The organism is Roseovarius faecimaris (genome assembly GCF_009762325.1).
GTDB lineage: Bacteria > Pseudomonadota > Alphaproteobacteria > Rhodobacterales > Rhodobacteraceae > Roseovarius > Roseovarius faecimaris.
Map to the genome: position 1 here is coordinate 1,903,881 of NZ_CP034348.1, position 19,596 is coordinate 1,923,476.

Below are 19,596 nucleotides of genomic sequence, written 5' to 3' on the forward strand. Positions count from 1 at the left end.
GCCATTCGCAGCAACCGACCGCCCCAAACCGCCGAAATGTCAGCTTCAAAAACCCAGGTGAACGGCCGGAATGAACAGAACCCGCCGTTCGTGCAAAATGCAGCGAAAGCCCGCTCCGAGCCCAATTTGACTCATGCTGCATCGCGCACGAACGTCAGGTTTCAGAGATTCGTTATAATCGAACTTGGTTTTGTCGAAACTTTTTAACTTCCCGAACAAGCGTTTGCTCCGGGCTCAGCCCGACGCTAAACTGCGCCGAGCAGTCGAATAGATAGGTGAGTTATTTTATGTCTTTTTCCCCTGAGTTGGTTAACGGTCTATTTGCCGTTGGCGGAGCGGTAGTTGGTGCAGTTATTGCCGGGCTATTCGCGATCTATATCGCACGGAGCACCAAAGAGAAGAAAGAGATTGTGGTCTCAACGTCGTACGCATCTCGGCTTTTAGTTGTTCACGATCAAATAGCTTCGGATGTCGAAATTCTTGTGTCCGGCAACAAGGTCGAGAACGTCATACTGTCGGAGATTTTTCTATCTAATACAGGGAACATGGCGGTTGAAAATCTCAGCTTTCCAATCTCTTGTCAACCGAGCGTCCAGATCATCTCGATTGATGCGTTAGACCAAGCCACGGACGCGCCTCGATCTGGTTCCGGTATCACCAAGACCAGTAGCCAAGAGTTTGATGTCACAATTGACTACATCAATCCCGGTGAAGAAATTGCGCTTAGGTGTATGGTTTCCGGCGAAGAGCCGGAGTGGAACGTTGCTCTCCGGCAACCGGAGTTGAGCGTCGTACGCCGCGATCAGCCCGTTGCGAGTTATTCAGACGTTGTCGCAGAGGTGGTCTTTGAGAGTTTCGCCAACATTCCGATTTTGCGGTCTTACCTTAGGATTACTTCACCGGTGTTTAAGAAGTTTCTTGAAAACAGGTCGCAGCACTGATCTGCAGCGGTGGCATCGATGAGCAAACCAATTGTATTGCCCTTCAAAAGCAGACCTTGGGGCGTTTTCGGCAGACGTCAGCTTCGTCCCGCATAGCGGCCGTTTGTGCAGGGCGCAGCGAACGTCGACTTTCCGCCCATTCTGCGGAAAGCAACGTGTCGCGAAGAATACCACCTGCTATTCCAAACCAACCTCCCACCAGTCCGGCCAGTTCACTTTCCTGGGTGTTCGTGTCGCTGCCAGAACAGTGCGCTGCTCGTCCGGCGAAAGGGGGGCATCAAGTCGAGCAAGGGCCGCTTCGACGATCCAGGGTTCCAGTTTCATTCGTGCCGTCGGTCTTTTGCGGTAAAGTTTTCGTGCCATGCGGAGCGCCTCCAATGCCTGGTTGGCGTTAAATCCGACCATCAGAACCGAAATGAAGCTGATCCCCTCCGGCTCTTGCGAGGTAATCCGTCGCCGCCGCGCCTCTTCGATTGCCGCGAGACTAGCGCGTGCCGCCGCACCATCACCCTCGAGCCCCTGTTTCGACAGCTGCAGAAGAAACGCTTCCGCTGCGGTGATCCGGCGCTCCTGTCCGCCATCACGCAAAGTCACCATTTGCCCCAATACAGTTTCGTAGGGAATACCGGCCTTCTTTCCTTTGGGCCGCCCCCGGGGATTGCCACTTTGCCCCTTGCGAAAGCGCGAGTGACGGGGTGGTTTGCCGTAACCGATCGCGGCGTCATCAGTCTCGTCGCTCATGGTCGCGTTCCGCGTGGCCAGATGAGCGTCTCGGGATCCCAGGTCGTCCGCTTTATCTCCCCGATCTCCTTCTCGGTCAGCTTCGAGCCACCGCGGCGACGCCGCAATGCTGCCTGCACGGCCCAGGGTTCGAGCTTTAAACGATCGTACTGATCCTCAGGCCCCTCAGAGTAGCGACGTGCGATACCGAGGATGACAAGCGCATCGTTGGCATTCTCCGGGTCATGTTCGATACCAAACTCGATCTTGCCCTGTTTTGCAGGCGCTTTCTCGGCGAGAGCCTGCTCGCGTTTCAGAATCATCTTCAGAACCGCGCGGCGCGCGGCCCGACTCCCCGCAATCGCCTGCTGATACGTCTTGTGCAGAAGCGCTTCTTCCACCGATAATTCATGCTGAACGCCGTCCTTCATGACGGTCAGTTTGCGGTCGACGATGACGTCGAAGGCGGACTTGCGCGCCTCGGGCGTCTTGCTTTTGCGTGGCCGACCCTTCGGATTGCCGCTTTGGCCTTTCTGAAAGCGGCCAGAAGCCGACGCGCTCGTGGGCTTTTTGTCTCTCATATCGTCACCAAAGCGGGCTGCTTACCGGTCATTGTCTGCCAGCGTTCCAGTGCAACGTCGACATAGGCCGGATCGATATCCAGTCCCCGGAAGTGCCGGTCCGTCCGCTCTGCAGCCAGCAATGTCGTTCCCGATCCGAGGAAGACGTCCAGAACGTGATCTCCACGCTTCGTTACGTCGCAGATCGCATCAGCGACGAGGCCGATGGGCTTGACCGTCGGGTGAAGCTCAAGGTCCTCCCGGCGGCTGCCCTTCATCGAATTGACAGACGCATAGTCCCACACATTCGTCCGGTGACGCCCATGGCGCCCAAGCTCCACATTGTTCAGATGCGCTTCCGATCCCACCCGGTAGACAAACACCATCTCATGCTTTGAGCGATAAAGGGATCCCATGCCAGCATTGGACTTGTTCCAGATACAGACATTCAGCAGGTCGCCATACGCCCCCTGCCCTGCCACGGACAGATCATCCATGTGCCGCCAGTCCATGCACACAAAATGTACAGCCCCTGAACGAGACACTGTTGCGCAGGCTTCAAGCGTTTTGGAAAGGAAGGCCCGAAACTCCGCTGTCGTCATCTCGCCGGACGCCATGGCAAACTCCCGATGCCGTCCCTTTGCATTCACGTGTCCGTTGACCTGCACATTGTAGGGCGGATCGAGAAACGCCGTATCGATCTCCACGTCGCCAATTACAGCACGCAGGAAATCCCTGTCGCGGGCATCGCCACACCCAACCCTGTGCCCCCCCAGTTGCCAGATATCTCCGGGGCGTGTCTTCGGATTGGACGGGACTGCGGGTATTGCATCTCCGTCCACGTCCGACACATCGTTCAGAAGACCATCAATCTCACCGGTCGAGAAGCCGGTCAGCGTCAGATCGAGATCGACGTCAAGCTCGGCCAGTTCACCAAGCTCCAGCTTCAGCAAGTCCATATCCCAGCCAGCGCCAAGTGCGATCTTGTTGTCCGCCAGCCGAAGCGCGCGTTTCTCGGCATCACCGAGCCCAGCCAGGGTGATTGTCGGCACCTCCGCCATTCCCAGTTCCTTCGCCGCTCTCAAACGCCCGTGTCCTGCGATCAACAAAGCGGCCTCGTCGATCAGGACCGGATTTGTGAAACCGAAGGATGTAATGGCGGACTTGAGCTGCTCGATCTGGCGCTTTGGATGGGTACGGGCATTCCTTTTGTCCGGAATGAGTTCGGATAACGGTCTGTAGACAACCTGCAGCGGCCGGGGGTCATGATCAGTATCAATATGTTGCGGAGCTTTTCTCATGAGACACATTATAAGCCATTTCTCTCATAAGTAGAAGGCCAGACGGGACGGAGGTCGCCAGACGGGTTCCCGTCTGACCAAGGGCTCCCCGCCGACCAGGCCAGACTTCCTGTTAATGCGCATCCATAAGCCTGTTATTGCAGAGCAAATGCCTGTTCTTGAGAAGAAAATACCCTTTTTGCAGAAAAACAGGAAAGTGAAAAATCGGCGCCCAAATAGCTGTTCAAAAACCCAAAAACAGGCGGAACAGAGTGGTAGGGTCGCCTCCATGCCCTGTTTTTCGCGCAAATTCGCTGAAAATTCCCTGTTATCAGCGAATATCGCCCGAAGACCGGTTCGCCCAAGACTGCGCCCACCGCCACACAATCCCGTCTTATCCGCTGATGTCCGCCGCCGCCGGATGTGCCCCGTATCCGGGGGCTGGCCTGCGGTCGTGCGGTCTGCGCCTCGCGAGAATGGAAACTTGGCCGAGAAATCCGCGAACCATCTCAGAGAGAGTTTTGCAGGATAGGTTCAGGTTGGATGGCTATGCTCAGGATTGCGCTGGGATGCGGCCCTGCGCGCCGTTGCCCATGGCCGTGAGGGTCGCATATGACTTTGAGCAATCTTGAGTTGAGCGAAGGTCTGATGATCGTGACGCAAACTCTTTTGCTCGAGTGTTTTTGTCGTCAGTTTTCAGACATGCGGCTCCAGCCTTCCACGGCCTCACCCAACGCTTCGCACGCAAGCCAGGTTGCCGATTGATCTCCCTGCCGGAACAATGTTTGAAAACCTGGGGGATTGGCAGCGCTACGGCCTCAATTCCGTCCAATTCGCACCACAAATTTTGCACATTCTGATTCGCCATGTACAGTGAATCCAGTTTTGCCGAGAGCATCGTACAGAAGGTGGAAAGCACGTTTTGTCTGCGTCAAAGCGAATTTTTTGAGCTGGGAGTAAATTGAAAATGTCGAACAATAACACCGATGTATCCGCACTGCTTGAACGCGTTATTTCGCAGGCGCCCACTCCGGTGCAAAGCAGCAGACCGCAGCCTTCGGCAGGGGCGATGGGGAACGCCGATCTGCTGCCTGACGACGAACGTGAGTGGTGGCTTCCCGGTATTTGCGGTCAGACACGCGTTACGACGAATTTCGGCCAGGTCCCGGCGCAACTGCTACGTGTGGGCGACCGTGTCAGGACGCGGTCCGGGCACTACCTGGCGATCAAAAAAATCCGTGTGACCAAGCTGGATTGTCAATTCATCGAGCAACGGCCCGATGCCAGGCCGGTTCTGATACCGCGGGGATGCCTGAAGCAAAACCTGCCTTCACAAGACATTCTCCTCTCACCCGCGCAGACTGTCACATTCTTTGCGACACATACCGCGTCGAAAGCGATCCGCGCAAAGGATCTGGCGCGAAGCTCTCAGGCGGTCGACAAAACCCTTGGGATGGTTGCCTACTATGAGCTCCACCTGGCGGCTGAGGACGACGTGTGCTGCGAAGGCGTTTGGGTGAAATCTGCAGGCCTCAAATAGATCCGCAGACCTGTCTTCAGCGCCAAGGCCCGTGATTTAAACATGCTTCCGAGTTCAGGTCGTACTTAGACGGATAAAGCCTCGTTCCGCATTGTGTGAATGTGCTGCCAGCTAAAATCGCTGCGCAATGCGTGAACCACTGGTCTTGCCGCCACCTGGCAGCACAAAAAGATATGCAGTTGCTACAAACTCAGTGTTGCGCGTGCTCGCAGTGAGATTGTGTCTTGGCGGCTCTGCTCGCCCCTTCCGAGGCCCCTTCCTTGTCACACCTGCGAAGGCTGCCCTGACGCGAGGCAGAGCTGTGTGCGCCCTATTGTTCTATTTTTTAAAAGATATGTGAAAGTTATATGTAATATTATTCATGATCTTCTTCCTCTATCCCAAGTGCGAAATTGGCACGGAGAAGAGACATCATGCTTTCACTTTCGTTCATTGCCCCCTGCATTCTGCTTGCGCTCGCCGTGATGGCCTGGCGCCAGCCCGGTCGCAGACCCGGCAGATTGCCACGTCTTGCGGAATACGCCTCTCTTGCCGCTCTTGCTGCGGCTATCCTTGGCATCGTCCAGTTCATGGCGGTTGGCCCGGTCACGCTGAGCGCTCTGCAAGGGGCGGTGGCTCTCACGCTCAAGGCCGACCTGATCAGCGTCACCCTGTCCCTTCTCGTGGCCTTCATCGGCTGGGTGGTGATCCGCTACAGCCGCACCTATCTGGACGGCGAGACGCAGGAAGGGCGGTTTCACGCGCTGATGCTTGCCACGCTGGCCGCGGTTCTTGTCTTTGTACAATCCGGGAGTCTCGGGCTTCTGCTTCTGTCGACCGTCCTGGTGGGGCTCGGTCTCAGGCGCCTGCTTCTGTTTTATGGAGAACGGCCGGAGGCACGCCGGGCGGCCACGAAATTCGCACTTGTCTGGCATGGTGCCGATGCCGCGCTGGTGTTGGCGGCAGGCCTGCTGATTGCAAGCTATGGCACGGCCGATCTGGCCGGGATTGCGGCGGCGGCGGCGCAAACGGGCCTGACCCTGACCGCATCGCTGGCGGTCGCGCTGATCGTCCTCGCCGCGGCGCTGAAAACGGCGGCCTTTCCGCTCCACGGATGGCTGACCGAGGTCATGGAGGCCCCGACGCCGGTTTCCGCGCTTCTGCATGCCGGTATCATCAATTCGGGCGGCGTTCTGCTGATCGCGTTCGCGGGGCTTGTGCAACTCAGCGCCGGAGCGATGGCCGCCCTTGTCATGATCGGCGGCTTCACCGCCCTTTTCGGCGCGGCTGTGATGCTCACGCAGAGCGCGGTCAAGACATCGCTGGCCTGGTCAACGGTCTCACAAATGGGGTTCTTGTTGCTGCAATGCGGCCTTGGGCTCTGGGCGCTGGCGCTTTTGCACATCGTTGCCCACTCGCTTTACAAGGCGCATGCGTTCCTGTCTTCGGGTGGCGCGGTACAGGCCGTGGCGGGCCTGCGCCGTCCCGGAGCGATCGCGGTTCCCAATGTGGGCGCGGTGCTCAAATCCTTCGCTCTTGCGCTGGTGCTCTATACGGTGATCGCGGGGGGCTTTACCGTCCTCAGCGGGCCAAAGACGGCACAGGCGCTCGCCCTTGGCGCGATCCTCATCTTCGGCGTCGCGTATCTGATGGCACAGGGCATGGCCGATCTTGCGCCGACCGACCTGACCAGACGCACCGCGCTGACATCGCTTGGCGCAGCCGTGGCGTATTTCGCCTTTCAGGCCACGGCGCAGCTCATCTGGGGCCCGGCCTTGCCCGCGGCACCTGTCCCCGGGCCGCTTGAATGGGCGCTCATCATTCTTGCTGTCGCGTCCTTCGGGCTTGTCGCCTTCGCACAATCGCTCTTTCCGCTCTGGGCACATCACCCCTCAACCGCAGGGCTGCGCGTGCATCTGGCGAATGGGTTTTACCTGAATGCCCTGCTTGACCGCGCAATCGGCGGTTTCCGCAGCGCGAAAACAAACTGAGGCCAAGGAGATCATCATGTTTCTGAAACATTCGCAAATCGCCCCGTCACTGATGTCCGCGGTCCTGAAAGCTGCCGAAGATGCCGCGCGGCGCATCCCACCCGCTTTTCCGCTTGAGGCAACCGTTGCCGTGAATCCGTTTCTCGGGCAGACCGGCGAAGACCTCGCAACCGCCTCGGCGCGGCTTCGGCGCGTCGCGGGCTCGCAGGCGACACAACCCGCCGCGGCTTATGCCGCAATGATCGCAGAAGGACGCCTCAGCGATGCGGATCTCCAGGCGGCGCTGGATGCGGCAAGCTCCCCACTCAAACCGCAGGATCTGAAGGCACTGAAGGCGATAGCGACCGAGGCAGAGCCCGGCACCCCGACCGCCCTGCCGACCGTGGCGGACCTTGCCGCCGCTGAAACCGGTGTGGACTGGCCCTCGATCATCGAAAAAACCATCGGCCTTTGGGCCGCAGGACAGTTCGACCGGGGACAGGCGCTCTGGTCTCCGGCGCCGGTGCCGGACAGCTTTGCCGCATGGCGGGCCTGGGCGACCCATGACCTGACGCCCGAGATTGCCGGGCTGAGCGGGTTCTGCGCGCATGTGGCCTCTGCGCCGGACACAGCGGATCGCGCGATTTTCCGCGCGGCAGAGGCGCTCGGCCTTGATGATGCCGCCGCCGAAACGGCGTTCCATCGCCTTTACATGGATCTTGGGGGCTGGTCGCAGCACGCGCGCTGGCTTCTGTGGAATGCCGAACTGGCCGGCGGGGCGGACCGGACACTGGCCGACCTTCTGGCCATCCGGCTGATCTGGGAAGAGGCGCTTCTGAGTCATGTGCCGGAAATCTCGGAAAAATGGGCCGGAACCGTGGCGGCCCATGGCGCACCGGTGACCGCGACACCCGAAGATGTGGCCCTTGCGATCCTGCAGGAGGCGGCAGAGCGCGCGCATCAGCGCCAGCTTCTTGCGGGGCTCGACGGGGGGGCCAACACCACGGACCGGCCCGCCCTGCAGGCGGCGTTCTGCATCGACGTGCGCTCCGAGGTGTTCCGGCGGGCACTGGAAAGTGTCGACCCGTCGATCGAGACGATCGGCTTTGCAGGGTTCTTCGGCCTGCCCCTGGCCCATAAGGCAAAGGGGTCGGATGTGGTCGAAGCACATCTGCCGGTGCTGCTGACCCCGGGCGTCGAGACCACGAGCCACGCAGACCCCAAAGACGAGCAGGACACACGGATTGCAGCGCGCGCCTCACGGGCCTGGGGGCGGTTCCGTCAGGCGGCGGTGTCGTCCTTTGCCTTTGTCGAAGCGGCCGGACCGCTCTATGCCGGAAAACTTGTCAAAGACGCCCTGGGTCAGGGGCGCAAGGCGGCGAAGCCCGACCCTGCGCCACAGGTGATCGGTGGTCTGGATGCCAAAGCCAAGACCGAAACGGCAGCGGCTGTTCTGGGCGCGATGAGCCTGACCAGGGGACATGGCGAGATCGTCCTGCTTTTGGGGCATGGCGGGCAGGTGACGAACAACCCGCACGAAAGCGCGTATCACTGCGGCGCCTGCGGCGGTTACACCGGAGAGGTATCCGCGCGGTTGCTGGCCGGTCTGCTCAACGACCCCGAAACCCGGACCGGCCTTGTCGGCCACGGGATCACGGTGCCGGATGACACGATCTTTGTCGCCGGTTTGCATGACACGACGACGGACGAAATCACGATCTATGACGACGGTCTGCCGGTTGCCCGGTTGGGCGATATCCGCCGGATGGAACGCTGGCTGGCGCAGGCGGGCAAGATTGCGCGTGCCGAGCGGGCCCCGGCCCTGCCCGGAGCGACCCCGGCAACGGTCGCGCACCGCGCGGTGAACTGGGCCGAAGTGCGCCCGGAATGGGGGCTGGCAGGCTGTGCTGCCTTTATCGCCGCACCGCGCGCGGCCACGGCCGGAAAAGACCTCGGAGGGCGGGCCTTCCTGCACAGCTATGACTGGAGCGCGGATGAGGGCTTTGGCACGCTGGAGCTGATCATCACAGCGCCGGTTGTGGTGGCAAGCTGGATCAGCCTGCAATATTACGGCTCCTCGGTGATGCCGGATGTGTTCGGGGGCGGCAACAAGCTCATTCACAACGTGGTCGGCGGCATCGGCGTGATCGAGGGCAATTCCGGTCGGCTGAGACCGGGCCTGCCCTGGCAGGCGGTGCATGATGGTGAACGGCTGATGCACGACCCGCTTCGGCTCTCGGTGATGATCGAAGCGCCGCGCGACGCGATCATCGACGTGCTTGAGCGTCATCCCGAGGTCCGCGACCTCTTTGACAATGGCTGGCTGCATCTCTTCACGCTGAAAGAGGGCAAGGTCGATGCGCGGTATCGGCCCGGGTTGCAATGGACCGATATTGGGGAAGGCCCGGCCGCATAAGGCTGCAATGAAACCGGCCGAATATCGGCCCTTCAAAGGGCGGCGCATGCGTCGCCTTTTGCGTGTCAGATCAGGGCGTCAGCAGAGGCACTGGCTGATCCGCGCGACCGGCGGCCTGGCGGCAGTGCGGGGCCATTCTCAGGTGAACGGCCCCGCATAGGACTCACTTCTTCAGATTGGTCCAGATCTGGTCATAGACCGCTTGCGTTTCCGCATCGCAGACCTCGACAAAAGCCGTCTTGGTGCCTGCGGGCGGATTTTGTTCGGGCATGGTGGTCAATGCCTCATCCAGATGCGGCTCCACCCCGGTCACCCCTGCCGTGTAGCGCGCATAGTTGGTCACCGCCGCCGCATTCTCGGGCTCCAGCAGGAAGTCCATGAATTTCAGCGCGTTCTCACGGTTGGGCGCATCTTTCAGCAGAACGACATTGTCCATCCACACGATCAGGCCCTGCTCGGGATAGGCATATTCCACATTCGCGCCTTCCTCACGCGCCTTGGCGCCAAAGCCGTTCCAGATCATGCCCGCAGCCGCATCCCCGGACACCAGCACTTCCTTGGCGGTATCCGAGTTGAACGAGGCCCAGTCGCCCTTGGCCCCCTGCACCAGATCGTTGAGCGCCTTGAGCTGATCGCGGTCGGTGCTGCATTGCGGGATGCCCAGATGCATCGACGCCAGGGTCAGCGTCTCACCCGGCGTGTCGAGCACGTTGATCTTGCCCTTCAGCTCTTCAGGCGGGTTGAAGATGATGTCGGTGGTGTTGATCTCGCCCTGATAGACATCACGGTTGACCATGAACGAGGTCGAGCCCCACTGATAGGGGATCGAATGTTTCCGGCCGGGATCAAACGCGGGATCGGCCCATTCCGGGGCGATATTGCCCATATTCTGAAGCTCGCCCTCGCCGATCTCATCCAGCAGGCCCTCACCCGCCATGATCTTGACCATGTAATCGCCCGGCACGGCCACGTCATAGGTGCCGATGGCCCCGGCCTTGAGCGAGGCCAGCAGCGCCTCGTTGCTGTCATAGGTGTCCATCGTCACCTCGACGCCATACTCCTCCGAGAACTTGTCCAGAAGCTCCTGCGGGATGTATTCGAACCAGTGATAGATCACCAGCTTGCCCTCGGCCATCGCTGCCCCCGCCATCAGGCTCAAAGCCATGGCACTCGTTGTCAGAAGTCGTTTCATAGAGGTGTCTCCCTTGTTGGTTTTCTTGAGTGGTTACTTGGTATTATCCGTTTTGCTCACGAAATACGAGATTGTCACCATCAGGATCGACACCGCCAGCAGCATGGTGGAAATCGCCATGATATTGGGCTTGATGCCCTGTTTGACGGCACCGAAGATGGCGGTGGGCAGGGTTTCGACCCCGGCCCCCTTGACGAAATTGGTGATGATGAAGTCATCCAGACTGATGATGAAGGCCAGAAGAAAGCCCGAAATGATCCCCGGCATCATCAGCGGCAGCAGGATCTTGGTGAAGGCCTGATACTTCGACGCGTAAAGATCGAGCGCCGCCTGCTCGTAACTGTCTTCGATCCCGCTCATCCGCGCGGCGATGGGCATATAGGCAAAGGGGATGCAGAAGGCGATATGCGCCAGCAAAATGGTCATGTACCCCCGGGTGAAGCCAATCGAGTTGAAAAAGATCAGCGTCGCCACGGCGGTGACGATCTCGGGCACCATGAGCGGCAGGCTGATCAGGCCGAAGCTGACCGTGCGCAGGCGAAACCGCCCGCCCCGGATCATGCCGGTCGCCGCGAGCGTGGCAATCGTCGTGGCGCAGGTGGCGGCGATGATCGCGATAGTGAAGCTGTTCCAGGCCGCCTCTTTGAACTTGGCACTTTCCGGCCCGGTGAACACGTCCGCATACCAGCGCAGGCTGACCCCTTCCCAGATCGTGATCGAATTGCTGTCATTGAAGGAATAAACCGTGACCACCAACAGTGGCGCATAAAGCACCACGAGGCACAGGATGGTGATCGGCAGGAACCCCGGCAGGTGCTTGATCGAATATTTCCGCGCCATCACCCGCCCTCCTTCTCGGCCTTGCCCTGTTGCCGGGCGAAAATCAGAAGGATGATCAGCACCAAGGTCAGCAGGATCATCGAGGCCGCCGCCCCGAAGGGCCAGTTGCCCGCGTTGCCCTTGAACTGCTCTTCGATAAGCGAGCCGATCATGAAATTCTTCGCGCCGCCCAGAAGGTCCGGCGCCAGAAACGACCCCAGCGAGGGCACAAAGACCAGGATGCAGCCCGCGATCACCCCCGGTTTGACCGCCGGAAGAAGAATGCGCCGCAGCGTGACCCATTTGGAGGCATAAAGATCCGCCGCCGCCTCGGAGAGCGCGAAGTTATAGCGCTCCACCGCGGCATAAATCGGCAGCACCATGAACGGCAGGTACGAGTAGAAAAGCCCCAGCTGCACCGCGAAATTGGTGTTCACGATGCGCAGCGGGTCATCAATGATCCCCGTCCAGAGCAGGAAATCGTTCAGCGGCCCCTGATCGCGGATCATGAACTTCATGCTGACCGTACGAATGAGCAGGTTAACCCAATAGGGAATGGTGATCAGAAAGACCCAGAGCGGGCGCACACGCTCGGGCCGCGTGGCAATGAAATAGGCGGTCGGAAAGCCGATGAGCAGACTCAGCAGCGTCGCCGCCGCCGCCTGCCAGATCGAGCGCCAGAAAATCCCGATATAGGTCCATTCGACCTGACAGGGCTCATCGCCAAAAAGGCCACGGTTGCAGAAGAACTGATCATATGCGCCCAGGCTGAACTCCCAGATCACCCCGCCGCGGAATTCCTTGGTCAGAAAGGAATAGACCAGCATGATACAGATCGGGGCCAGCACGAAGAAGGCCAGCACCAGCCAGGCGGGCATCAACAGGAACGTGCGCGCCTCCTTGTAGGTGTCGGACCGGGTGGAGCCCCCGCTGGCCGCGCCCGCTGCCATCAGTCCACCAGGAGGCGGGCGGCCCCCCGCTCCATATTCACATAAGCTTCGGCACCTTTGTCGAAAATCCGTTTCGCGCCGCGTTCGGAATTGGAGGTGCGCACGATCATCCGCGGACCATCATCGAGGTCAACAATGGTCTGAATATCGGTGCCCACAAAGATATTGTCTCGGATGCGGCTCTTGAGGCTTTCGCTTTCCTTGGGTTGCTCCGACAGGAACAGCCGCTCGGGGCGGATCGACATATGCACCCTGGCGCCGACGCCCACCTCGTCCACCGCGTCACAAGTCAGCTCATGCCCGCCGCCGAGGTGACAAATGGCGCGCCCGCTTTCGATCTTGTCCACCGAGACTTCGAGCAGGTTCGTCTCGCCAATGAAATCGGCCACAAACATGTTGCGCGGCTGCTCATAAATCTCCTTGGCCTGCCCGAGCTGCTGCAACTCGCCCGCCGACATGACAGCGATCCGGTCGGACATGGTCAGCGCTTCTTCCTGATCGTGGGTGACAAAGATGAAGGTGATCCCGGTCTCGCGCTGGATCTCCTTCAACTCATAACGCATCGCCTGGCGCAACTTCAGATCCAGCGCAGAAAGCGGCTCGTCCAGCAACAGCACCTTGGGCTGTGGGGCCAGCGCGCGGGCGAGTGCCACCCGTTGCTGCTGCCCGCCGGAAAGCTGCGCGGGCTTGCGCGCGGCAAATTGCGTCAGCTGCACCAGTTCCAGCATCTCACCCGCCTTGCGCTGCGCCTCGGACCTGGATTTGCCCAGCATTTCCAGCCCGAAGGCCACATTGTCGAGCACCGTCATATGCGGAAAGAGCGCGTAGTTCTGAAACACGGTGTTGACCGGGCGCTTGTTGGGCGGCAGACGCTCGATCTCGTCATCAAAGAGGAAGATCGCGCCTTCGGTGACGTCCTCAAAACCCGCGATCATCCGCAAGAGCGTGGTCTTGCCGCATCCGGATGGCCCCAAAAGGGTAAAGAATTCATTGTCATAGATCGACAATGAGATTTTTTGCAGCGCCGTGAAGTCACCATAGCGCTTGACCGCATCGCGCACATCAACGGCAATTCTCGTCTGATCCGGCAAAACCTTCATTCCTTCGTTTTGTGGGGTAGCCTACGCGGGGCGTGTCGGCCTGTCATGCGCTGATCTCCTTGATCACCCGATCCATCATCGCGTCGCACGCGGCCAGTTGAGATCGGGTGATGTATTCGTCGGGCTTGTGCCCCTGCCCCTCCATGCTGCCCGGGCCGCAAACCACGGTGGGCACGCCAAGCGCGTCGAAATACCCCGCCTCGGTCCCGAAAGCGACCTTGGTCGTCCCGTTGGTCTGGGCCAGCCGTTGCGCGAGGCCAATGACGGGGGCACCGCCCGGAAGGCTCAGACCGGGATAGGACATGTATTCGCTGATCTCGATCCGCGCGCCGTCAAAGCGGGGCGTGTAGCGCGCGGCGACACGGTTGGCGGCGGCCTCCATACGGGCGCGCAGGTCGCCTGGGTCATCCTCCGCAAGATGCCGGTATTCAAAGGTTATCTCGGCTCGGTCGGGCACGATATTGAGCGCCTCGCCCCCGGCAAGCTTGCCCACATGCACGGTTGAATACGGGACCGTATAGGCCTCATCCCGCGCGCCATGCGCTGCAAGTTCGTCTTGTAATACCCTCATTTCGCTTACAAAATCCGCAGCCAGATGCAGCGCGTTGACAAAATTGGGGGCCAGGGCCGAATGCCCGTTCTGCCCGGTACAGATCGCGCGCAAACCAGCCTTGCCCTTGTGGCCGATCGCCACCTGCATTTCGGTCGGCTCCCCCACCAGCGCGGCGCGCGGCAGGCCGATACTGGGGGCCAGTTGGTCGATCATGTCGCGAATCCCGAGGCATCCCACCTCCTCATCATAGGAGATCGCCAGTTTGAGCGGCTCACGCAACTCTGCCACCGAGGCCCGGTCCGCAGCCCGCAACATGGCCGCCAGACACCCCTTCATATCGGTCGTACCCCGCCCAAAGAGTTTGTCACCCTCCGCCGTCAGGCAGAACGGGTCACGGCTCCAGTCCTGCCCGGCGACCGGCACCACATCCGTATGCGCCGACAGCATAAGCCCCGCGCCCTCAGGGCCGATGGATGCAAAAAGCCCGGCCTTTTCACCGCTGTCATCGGGGACGCGATGCACCGCAAATCCACGGGCGCGTAAAAACTCCTCGATATAGGCGATGATGCCCAGGTTGCTATTGGCGCTCACCGTGTCGAAGGCAACCAGTTTATCCAGTATATCAAGTGTTTGCGCCATCTTCTTAATCCGCCAACCCGGTGACTTCGCGGCGGAACGGAAGCGCGTCGCCCAATGGCTCCCCATCCAGTTCGCGCGCATACCGATGCCCGGCATAGGTGGCCCAGGCAATCGGCCCGGCGGCCTCGGCATCGCCAAAAAGCTTCACCGATCTGATCCCGGCATCGGCCCAGTCGGCCTCACGCGCCAGAAGATCGGAGTAAATCGCGTCATTGCCCAGTTTCGAGGCCACCATCACCACCGCATCGCAGGGCACGTCCCGCGTCTGTCCTGTGAAAACGCAATCGCTAACCACATGATCCGCGCCGATCCGCGTCACCCCGCGATTGAGAACGATCTCAACCCCCATTTCGGCCAGTCGCGCATGAATACTGGCCTGTTCCAGCGTGTTTTGTGTCCAGTCGCTGACATAGGCCGACGGGGTGATCAGGGTCACGTCAGCCCCCTTGCTCACCAACAGTTCGGCCAGCACGCCACCCATGTAATAATGATCGTCGTCATAGAGGACGACATGGCCCGTGGGCACGATCCCATCCATCAGGTCATCGGGCGTAAACACCTGTGCGGCATCGTCGATCGGCATCGGCACCACATGTTGCCGCGCTACGCCATCGCGCCGCCAGACCGCGCCGGTGGCAAGGGCCACATGCTCGAAACCGAACTCAAGGATGCTGGCCGCGTCCAGCGCGCTCTCGCGGTAGATCTCTACATTGGGCCGCTGGCTGAGCTGATACTCGCGATAATCGACCACCCTGCCCCAGGCATTCAGCCCCGGCAGCGCCCGTTCCCGCGTCACGCGCCCGCCGATCACATCGCGCGCCTCGGCCACAGCCACGTCATAACCGCGCCGACACAGCGCCCAGGCGGCCTCCAGCCCCGCAGGACCGGAGCCCACCACTAGCACGTTCCGGCTCTCGCCTTTCGGATTCATGATCTCCGGGTGCCAACCCTTGCGCCATTCCTCCATGAAGGTGGGGTTCTGGGTGCAGCGGCTGAGGCTCATCGTCATGTCGCCGGTGATGCAGATATTGCAGCCGATACATTCGCGAATATCCTCTATGCGCCCCTCTTCGATCTTCTTGGGCAGGAACGGATCGGCAATCGACGGGCGGGCACAGCCGATGAAATCGAGCGTGCCGGATTTGACCATCTTCACCATGACATCCGGGCTGGTGAAACGGCCGACACCCACCACGGGCTTGTCGCTCAGTTCCTTGATGCCGCGGACAAGCTCTTCCTGTGCGGCCTCCTCCTTGAAGCGGCTGGGACCAGAGCAATCCTCCCATGTGCCATGCGCCAGATCCCAGAGGTCGGGCAGGTTTCGGTTCATCTCGACGAAATCGCGCAACTCGGTATTGGAAAAGCCCAGATCGCCGATGGTCTCATCCAAGCTCACGCGCATGGTGATGGCCATCGTATCGCCCACCGCGTCGCGGATATCGGCCACCACCTCCTGCGCAAAGCGGCTGCGGTTTTCCAGGCTGCCGCCATATTCATCCGTGCGCTGGTTGGTGGCGCGGCTCAGGAAGTGCTGAAAAATTCCGAACCCATGCGCCCCGTAAAGGCAGATGAGGTCGAACCCCGCCGCCTTGGAGCGTCTGGCGGCATTGACGAACCAGCGGCGCAGATCGGCAATTTCCGATTTGCTGAGCGCGCGCGCCTGCACCGGATCATTGGTGAAGGTGCGAATAGGCAGAGCAGAAACCGCAAGCGGCACCTCGCGGGTATAGAAATTCGGGCCGTTGACCCCGGAATAGGCCAGTTGAATGCCCGCCAGCGCGCCATGTTCCTTCATCTTCTCCGACATGCGGCGCAGGCCGGGAATGTCCTTGTCCTCCCACAGGCGCAGCTCGATGAACGGGGTGATCTCGGAGGTGTGATGCATCTCGCACTGCTCGGTGAACACCACACCCCAGCCGCCCTCGGCCTTGATCCCGCGCATCGCGGCGGCGGCCGAAGGATCGCGATACCCCCCGCCATTGCAATGCGGCACCTGATAAAAGCGGTTCTTCGCCTTGAGCGGCCCGATCGCCACCTCGTCGAACAGAATGTCATAGCGCGCGTCGCGCATGGTGCCGTTCCTCCTTCTGTCTCATGGCTCCAGACTGTCAGAGCGTGCCCCGGCTGGAAAGACATGCTTGGTTATTCTTGCCGGGCCGCCATGTTCAGCCCGGGTATGCTGTGACTGCTGATCGCTGCCTGGCTATGCGCGATAAAGGCTTTGACGGTGAGGACCTGCGCCGCGCCATCCGCAATCAGCAATCCCAGGCGCAGCGGCCGGGACACCCCCGACAGCGGCACATAGCACAGCTTGCGCCCATCGGGCGCGCGGTCGGACATCGGGCGGATATTGGCGATGGAATAGCCAAATCCATTGGCCACAAGGCCCCGCATCACCGCCATGTCCTGGGTCCGTTCGCTGATCTTGGGCACGCGCCCACATTCGGAGAACAGCGAGCGGAAATATTCCGAGCTGAGCGGCAGATCCAGAAGCACCATCGGGTACTCCGCAAGCTCCTGAATAGATACGCTTTTTTGCCGCGCCAGCGGATGATCCTCGCCGAACAGGGCATAGGGTGGCAGTTCGGCCAGCGGGATGAAGCTGAGATCGGTTGGGATTTGCAGGTCATATGTCAGCGCCACGTCGATCTCTGCGAGGCGAAGCTGTTCAATCAGTTTCGACTGATCAAGTTCGGCCTGGCGGATCTGCACCCGGGGATGCGCGGCCTCGAACTCCCGCCTGAGCCCAGGCACCACGATCTGCGCAAAGGTCACAAGACACCCGACGGCCAGCGGCCCCTGGACCTGCCCGGAAATATCGCCGGCCAGTCGCTTGAGCCGCTGGGCTTCATCCAGAACCGTCCTGGCCTGCGCCATGAATTGCTTGCCCGCCTGGGTAAGCGACAGACCATGGGCGTGCCTGCGCACAAAAAGCTGCAGGCCGAATTCATTCTCCAACTGAGACAGGGCCGCGGATATCGAAGGAGACGAGACATTCACCCTCTCCGAGGCAAGCGCGATCGAGCCCGCCTCGCCCACGGCGACGAAGTATTCCAGCTGTCGCAGGGTGAAACGCAACGGCATCAGTAGCGTCTCGCAACACTGCATTGGTGTATTATTTTCAGTGTATTATGCGCCATTCTTAATCTGGAATGACCGCTGTTCCGTCGATCTCCACCAGCCAGTCAGGCCGCGCCAGCGCCTGCACGACAAGCCCCGTGGAAACCGGATGCACGCCCTTGATATACTCGCCCATCGTCCGATAGACCGCCTCGCGGTGGCGCACATCGGTGATATAGACCACCACCTTGACCAGATGAGCCATCTCACCGCCCGCCTCTTCAATCAACTGCTTGATATTCTGCATCACCTTATGGGTCTGCTCGACCGGGTCGTGGCTGTCGATATTCTTGGCATCGTCCAGGTTCTGCGGGCATTGTCCGCGCAACCAGACAATCCGGCCGCCCTGGGTCACAACCGCCTGACAGAGGTCGTTATCCAGGTTCTGCTCCGGGTAGGTGTCGCGTGTGTTGAATTTGCGGATGCGGGTATGGGCCATGATCGGGCTCTCCTTGAGGCTCAGGCGTCTGCGGGCCGCGCTACGGCCTGAGCGTGATAGTCCATGTAATTGTGCTGAATGGCGATCTGGTCGGCGATGTATCTGGCATCGTGCCATACTCCCCAGATGAAGGACGACCCGCGCCGCGACAGCCAGGGCAGACCAAGAAAGTAAACGCCCGGCTCCTTCGACACACCGCGTTTATGCGCAGGTTTGCCATCCTCATCGAATGCATCCACCTGAAGCCAGCCGTAATCGAGCGCGAACCCCGTGGCCCAGATGATCGAGGTGATCCCGGCCTCGCTGAGGTTGATCTCGGAAATCGGGTTCAGCACGCAGTCCGGCTCGGGATAGACCCGCCGCGCTTCGGGATCTTCGGGCAAATCGAGTCCCATGCGCGCTGCATAGGCATCAGCCTCGTCAAGCACCGATTTCAGGTTGGCATCGCCATAGGCCACATTCGCCGCCAGATCGTCGGAGACGCGCAGCACACCGTTCTCATAGCTTTCGGCCCGGCCCAGCAATGTCATGCCCTCGGCGGCCATGCGGCGAAAATCAATCGTGATCCCGCCATAAGCGCCGCTGACCGCGATAGTCACATGTTCGGTCCCCGGCGTGGGGGTTGGCATCTCCCATTTGCCCAGCACTCCCAGCCACCAGACAAAATCGCGCCCGCGATACATGCGCGGCGGACGGTCATGCGGCCCGACCGAAAGGTAAACCTTGCGCCCCGCGCGCTGCAGTTCATCGGCGATCTGCGCGCCCGAGGATCCCGCGCCCACCACCAGGACAGCCCCGTCGGGCAGCTGATCCGGGTTGCGGTAGTCATAGGAATGGATCTGCATCAGCCCCGGCTCATCGGGCACGATGCTCGGGATGACCGGTTTCTGAAACGGTCCGGTTGCCGCCACCACATTGCGCGCCTCGATCACGCCGTCCGAGGTTTCCACCCGAAAGCCTGCACGCCCTTCAAGCCGGGTGACGCGCGTCACCTCGACCCCGGTGCGGATCGGCGCGCGGATACGCCGGGCATATTCCACGAAGTAATCCGCCACCTGTTCCTTGGGCGGGAATGCATCGCCATCGCATTCGGGATAGTTCATATTGGGAAACCGGTCATGCCAGGCCGGCCCATTCGCCACCAGGCTGTCCCAGCGCCCGCTCCGCCAGCGCTCGGCGATCCGGTCCCGTTCCAGCACGATATGGGCTATGCCATGCTGTCCAAGATGCTCGGACATGGCCACCCCGGCCTGACCTGCCCCGACAACAAGCGTGTCTGTGGTTTCAACTGACATGGCACCCCCCGGAATGCAGAGCGGCCATGCAAAATGCATGGCCCGTCGCGGCAGGCTCTCCGAAACAGGGCTTCGGATAAACT

16 protein-coding genes are annotated in these 19,596 nt (G+C 60.6%); 4 read left to right on the forward strand and 12 right to left on the reverse strand.

Features of this window, described 5'->3' with window-relative positions:
• The first annotated feature begins 287 nt into the window (after positions 1–287).
• The gene (locus tag EI983_RS09830) at positions 288–941 is read left to right on the forward strand and encodes a hypothetical protein (RefSeq protein ID WP_157707231.1); all 654 of its coding nucleotides are present in this window, start codon (positions 288–290) and stop codon (positions 939–941) included.
• A 177-nt stretch (positions 942–1,118) separates the two neighbouring features.
• Here the strand turns inward: EI983_RS09830 and EI983_RS09835 are convergent, their stop codons facing one another.
• The 3 genes from EI983_RS09835 to EI983_RS09845 are packed head-to-tail and all read right to left on the reverse strand — an operon-like array spanning position 1,119 to position 3,522.
• Positions 1,119–1,682, reverse strand: a complete 564-nt coding sequence (locus tag EI983_RS09835; protein ID WP_157707232.1) for a DUF5681 domain-containing protein — start codon at positions 1,680–1,682, stop codon at positions 1,119–1,121.
• Entirely contained in the window at positions 1,679–2,242 is a 564-nt protein-coding gene (locus EI983_RS09840) for a DUF5681 domain-containing protein (RefSeq protein ID WP_157707233.1), read from the reverse strand. Before EI983_RS09840 ends, EI983_RS09835 begins: the two co-directional genes overlap by 4 nt.
• Entirely contained in the window at positions 2,239–3,522 is a 1,284-nt protein-coding gene (locus EI983_RS09845; protein WP_157707234.1) for a site-specific DNA-methyltransferase, read from the reverse strand. The genes EI983_RS09840 and EI983_RS09845 overlap by 4 nt, the downstream gene beginning before the upstream one ends.
• Positions 3,523–4,468: 946 nt before the next feature.
• Between EI983_RS09845 and EI983_RS09850 the strand changes: the two genes are divergently transcribed.
• From EI983_RS09850 to EI983_RS09860, 3 genes are all read left to right on the forward strand, one after another.
• A complete protein-coding gene (locus tag EI983_RS09850; RefSeq protein WP_157707235.1) occupies positions 4,469–5,041 on the forward strand; it encodes a Hint domain-containing protein in 573 nt (190 codons plus the stop codon).
• Positions 5,042–5,454: 413 nt separating this feature from the next.
• Positions 5,455–7,011, forward strand: a complete 1,557-nt coding sequence (locus tag EI983_RS09855; protein ID WP_157707236.1) for a proton-conducting transporter transmembrane domain-containing protein — start codon at positions 5,455–5,457, stop codon at positions 7,009–7,011.
• Between the two features lie 16 nt (positions 7,012–7,027).
• A complete protein-coding gene (locus tag EI983_RS09860) occupies positions 7,028–9,406 on the forward strand; it encodes a YbcC family protein (protein WP_157707237.1) in 2,379 nt (792 codons plus the stop codon).
• A 163-nt stretch (positions 9,407–9,569) separates the two neighbouring features.
• On the opposite strand, the gene EI983_RS09865 is transcribed toward EI983_RS09860, so the two are convergent.
• The 9 genes from EI983_RS09865 to EI983_RS09905 form a co-directional block, all read right to left on the reverse strand.
• Positions 9,570–10,598, reverse strand: a complete 1,029-nt coding sequence (locus EI983_RS09865; RefSeq protein WP_157707238.1) for an extracellular solute-binding protein — start codon at positions 10,596–10,598, stop codon at positions 9,570–9,572.
• A gap of 33 nt (positions 10,599–10,631) precedes the next feature.
• Complete coding sequence (locus tag EI983_RS09870; protein ID WP_198389408.1) at positions 10,632–11,438, reverse strand: ABC transporter permease; 807 nt, start codon at positions 11,436–11,438, stop codon at positions 10,632–10,634.
• Positions 11,438–12,367 (reverse strand): ABC transporter permease, encoded by a 930-nt coding sequence (locus EI983_RS09875; protein ID WP_157707240.1) that lies wholly within the window; start codon positions 12,365–12,367, stop codon positions 11,438–11,440. Before EI983_RS09875 ends, EI983_RS09870 begins: the two co-directional genes overlap by 1 nt.
• Positions 12,367–13,467 carry an ABC transporter ATP-binding protein gene (locus EI983_RS09880; protein WP_157707241.1) on the reverse strand — a complete coding sequence of 367 codons (1,101 nt, stop codon included), beginning with the start codon at positions 13,465–13,467 and terminating at the stop codon, positions 12,367–12,369. The genes EI983_RS09875 and EI983_RS09880 overlap by 1 nt, the downstream gene beginning before the upstream one ends.
• A 43-nt stretch (positions 13,468–13,510) precedes the next feature.
• Positions 13,511–14,659 carry an acetylornithine deacetylase gene (gene argE, locus EI983_RS09885; RefSeq protein ID WP_157707242.1) on the reverse strand — a complete coding sequence of 383 codons (1,149 nt, stop codon included), beginning with the start codon at positions 14,657–14,659 and terminating at the stop codon, positions 13,511–13,513.
• A gap of 4 nt (positions 14,660–14,663) precedes the next feature.
• On the reverse strand, positions 14,664–16,730 hold the full coding sequence (locus EI983_RS09890; RefSeq protein ID WP_157707243.1) for an oxidoreductase: 2,067 nt from the start codon (positions 16,728–16,730) through the stop codon (positions 14,664–14,666).
• 71 nt (positions 16,731–16,801) lie between these two features.
• The gene (locus EI983_RS09895; protein WP_157707244.1) at positions 16,802–17,743 is read right to left on the reverse strand and encodes a LysR family transcriptional regulator; all 942 of its coding nucleotides are present in this window, start codon (positions 17,741–17,743) and stop codon (positions 16,802–16,804) included.
• Positions 17,744–17,801: 58 nt separating this feature from the next.
• A complete protein-coding gene (locus tag EI983_RS09900; RefSeq protein WP_157707245.1) occupies positions 17,802–18,218 on the reverse strand; it encodes a RidA family protein in 417 nt (138 codons plus the stop codon).
• Positions 18,219–18,238: 20 nt separating this feature from the next.
• Positions 18,239–19,513, reverse strand: a complete 1,275-nt coding sequence (locus EI983_RS09905) for a flavin-containing monooxygenase (RefSeq protein WP_157707246.1) — start codon at positions 19,511–19,513, stop codon at positions 18,239–18,241.
• Positions 19,514–19,596 lie beyond the last annotated feature (83 nt).

Excerpts from the sequence above, each read along its gene's own strand:
- EI983_RS09830 (WP_157707231.1), top strand. The coding sequence starts at position 288 with ATGTCTTTTTCCCCTGAGTTGGTTAACGGTCTATTTGCCGTTGGCGGA.
- EI983_RS09835 (WP_157707232.1), bottom strand. The coding sequence starts at position 1,682 with ATGAGCGACGAGACTGATGACGCCGCGATCGGTTACGGCAAACCACCC.
- EI983_RS09840 (WP_157707233.1), bottom strand. The coding sequence starts at position 2,242 with ATGAGAGACAAAAAGCCCACGAGCGCGTCGGCTTCTGGCCGCTTTCAG.
- EI983_RS09845 (WP_157707234.1), bottom strand. The coding sequence starts at position 3,522 with ATGAGAAAAGCTCCGCAACATATTGATACTGATCATGACCCCCGGCCG.
- EI983_RS09850 (WP_157707235.1), top strand. The coding sequence starts at position 4,469 with ATGTCGAACAATAACACCGATGTATCCGCACTGCTTGAACGCGTTATT.
- EI983_RS09855 (WP_157707236.1), top strand. The coding sequence starts at position 5,455 with ATGCTTTCACTTTCGTTCATTGCCCCCTGCATTCTGCTTGCGCTCGCC.
- EI983_RS09860 (WP_157707237.1), top strand. The coding sequence starts at position 7,028 with ATGTTTCTGAAACATTCGCAAATCGCCCCGTCACTGATGTCCGCGGTC.
- EI983_RS09865 (WP_157707238.1), bottom strand. The coding sequence starts at position 10,598 with ATGAAACGACTTCTGACAACGAGTGCCATGGCTTTGAGCCTGATGGCG.
- EI983_RS09870 (WP_198389408.1), bottom strand. The coding sequence starts at position 11,438 with ATGGCGCGGAAATATTCGATCAAGCACCTGCCGGGGTTCCTGCCGATC.
- EI983_RS09875 (WP_157707240.1), bottom strand. The coding sequence starts at position 12,367 with ATGGCAGCGGGCGCGGCCAGCGGGGGCTCCACCCGGTCCGACACCTAC.
- EI983_RS09880 (WP_157707241.1), bottom strand. The coding sequence starts at position 13,467 with ATGAAGGTTTTGCCGGATCAGACGAGAATTGCCGTTGATGTGCGCGAT.
- argE (WP_157707242.1), bottom strand. The coding sequence starts at position 14,659 with ATGGCGCAAACACTTGATATACTGGATAAACTGGTTGCCTTCGACACG.
- EI983_RS09890 (WP_157707243.1), bottom strand. The coding sequence starts at position 16,730 with ATGCGCGACGCGCGCTATGACATTCTGTTCGACGAGGTGGCGATCGGG.
- EI983_RS09895 (WP_157707244.1), bottom strand. The coding sequence starts at position 17,743 with ATGCCGTTGCGTTTCACCCTGCGACAGCTGGAATACTTCGTCGCCGTG.
- EI983_RS09900 (WP_157707245.1), bottom strand. The coding sequence starts at position 18,218 with ATGGCCCATACCCGCATCCGCAAATTCAACACACGCGACACCTACCCG.
- EI983_RS09905 (WP_157707246.1), bottom strand. The coding sequence starts at position 19,513 with ATGTCAGTTGAAACCACAGACACGCTTGTTGTCGGGGCAGGTCAGGCC.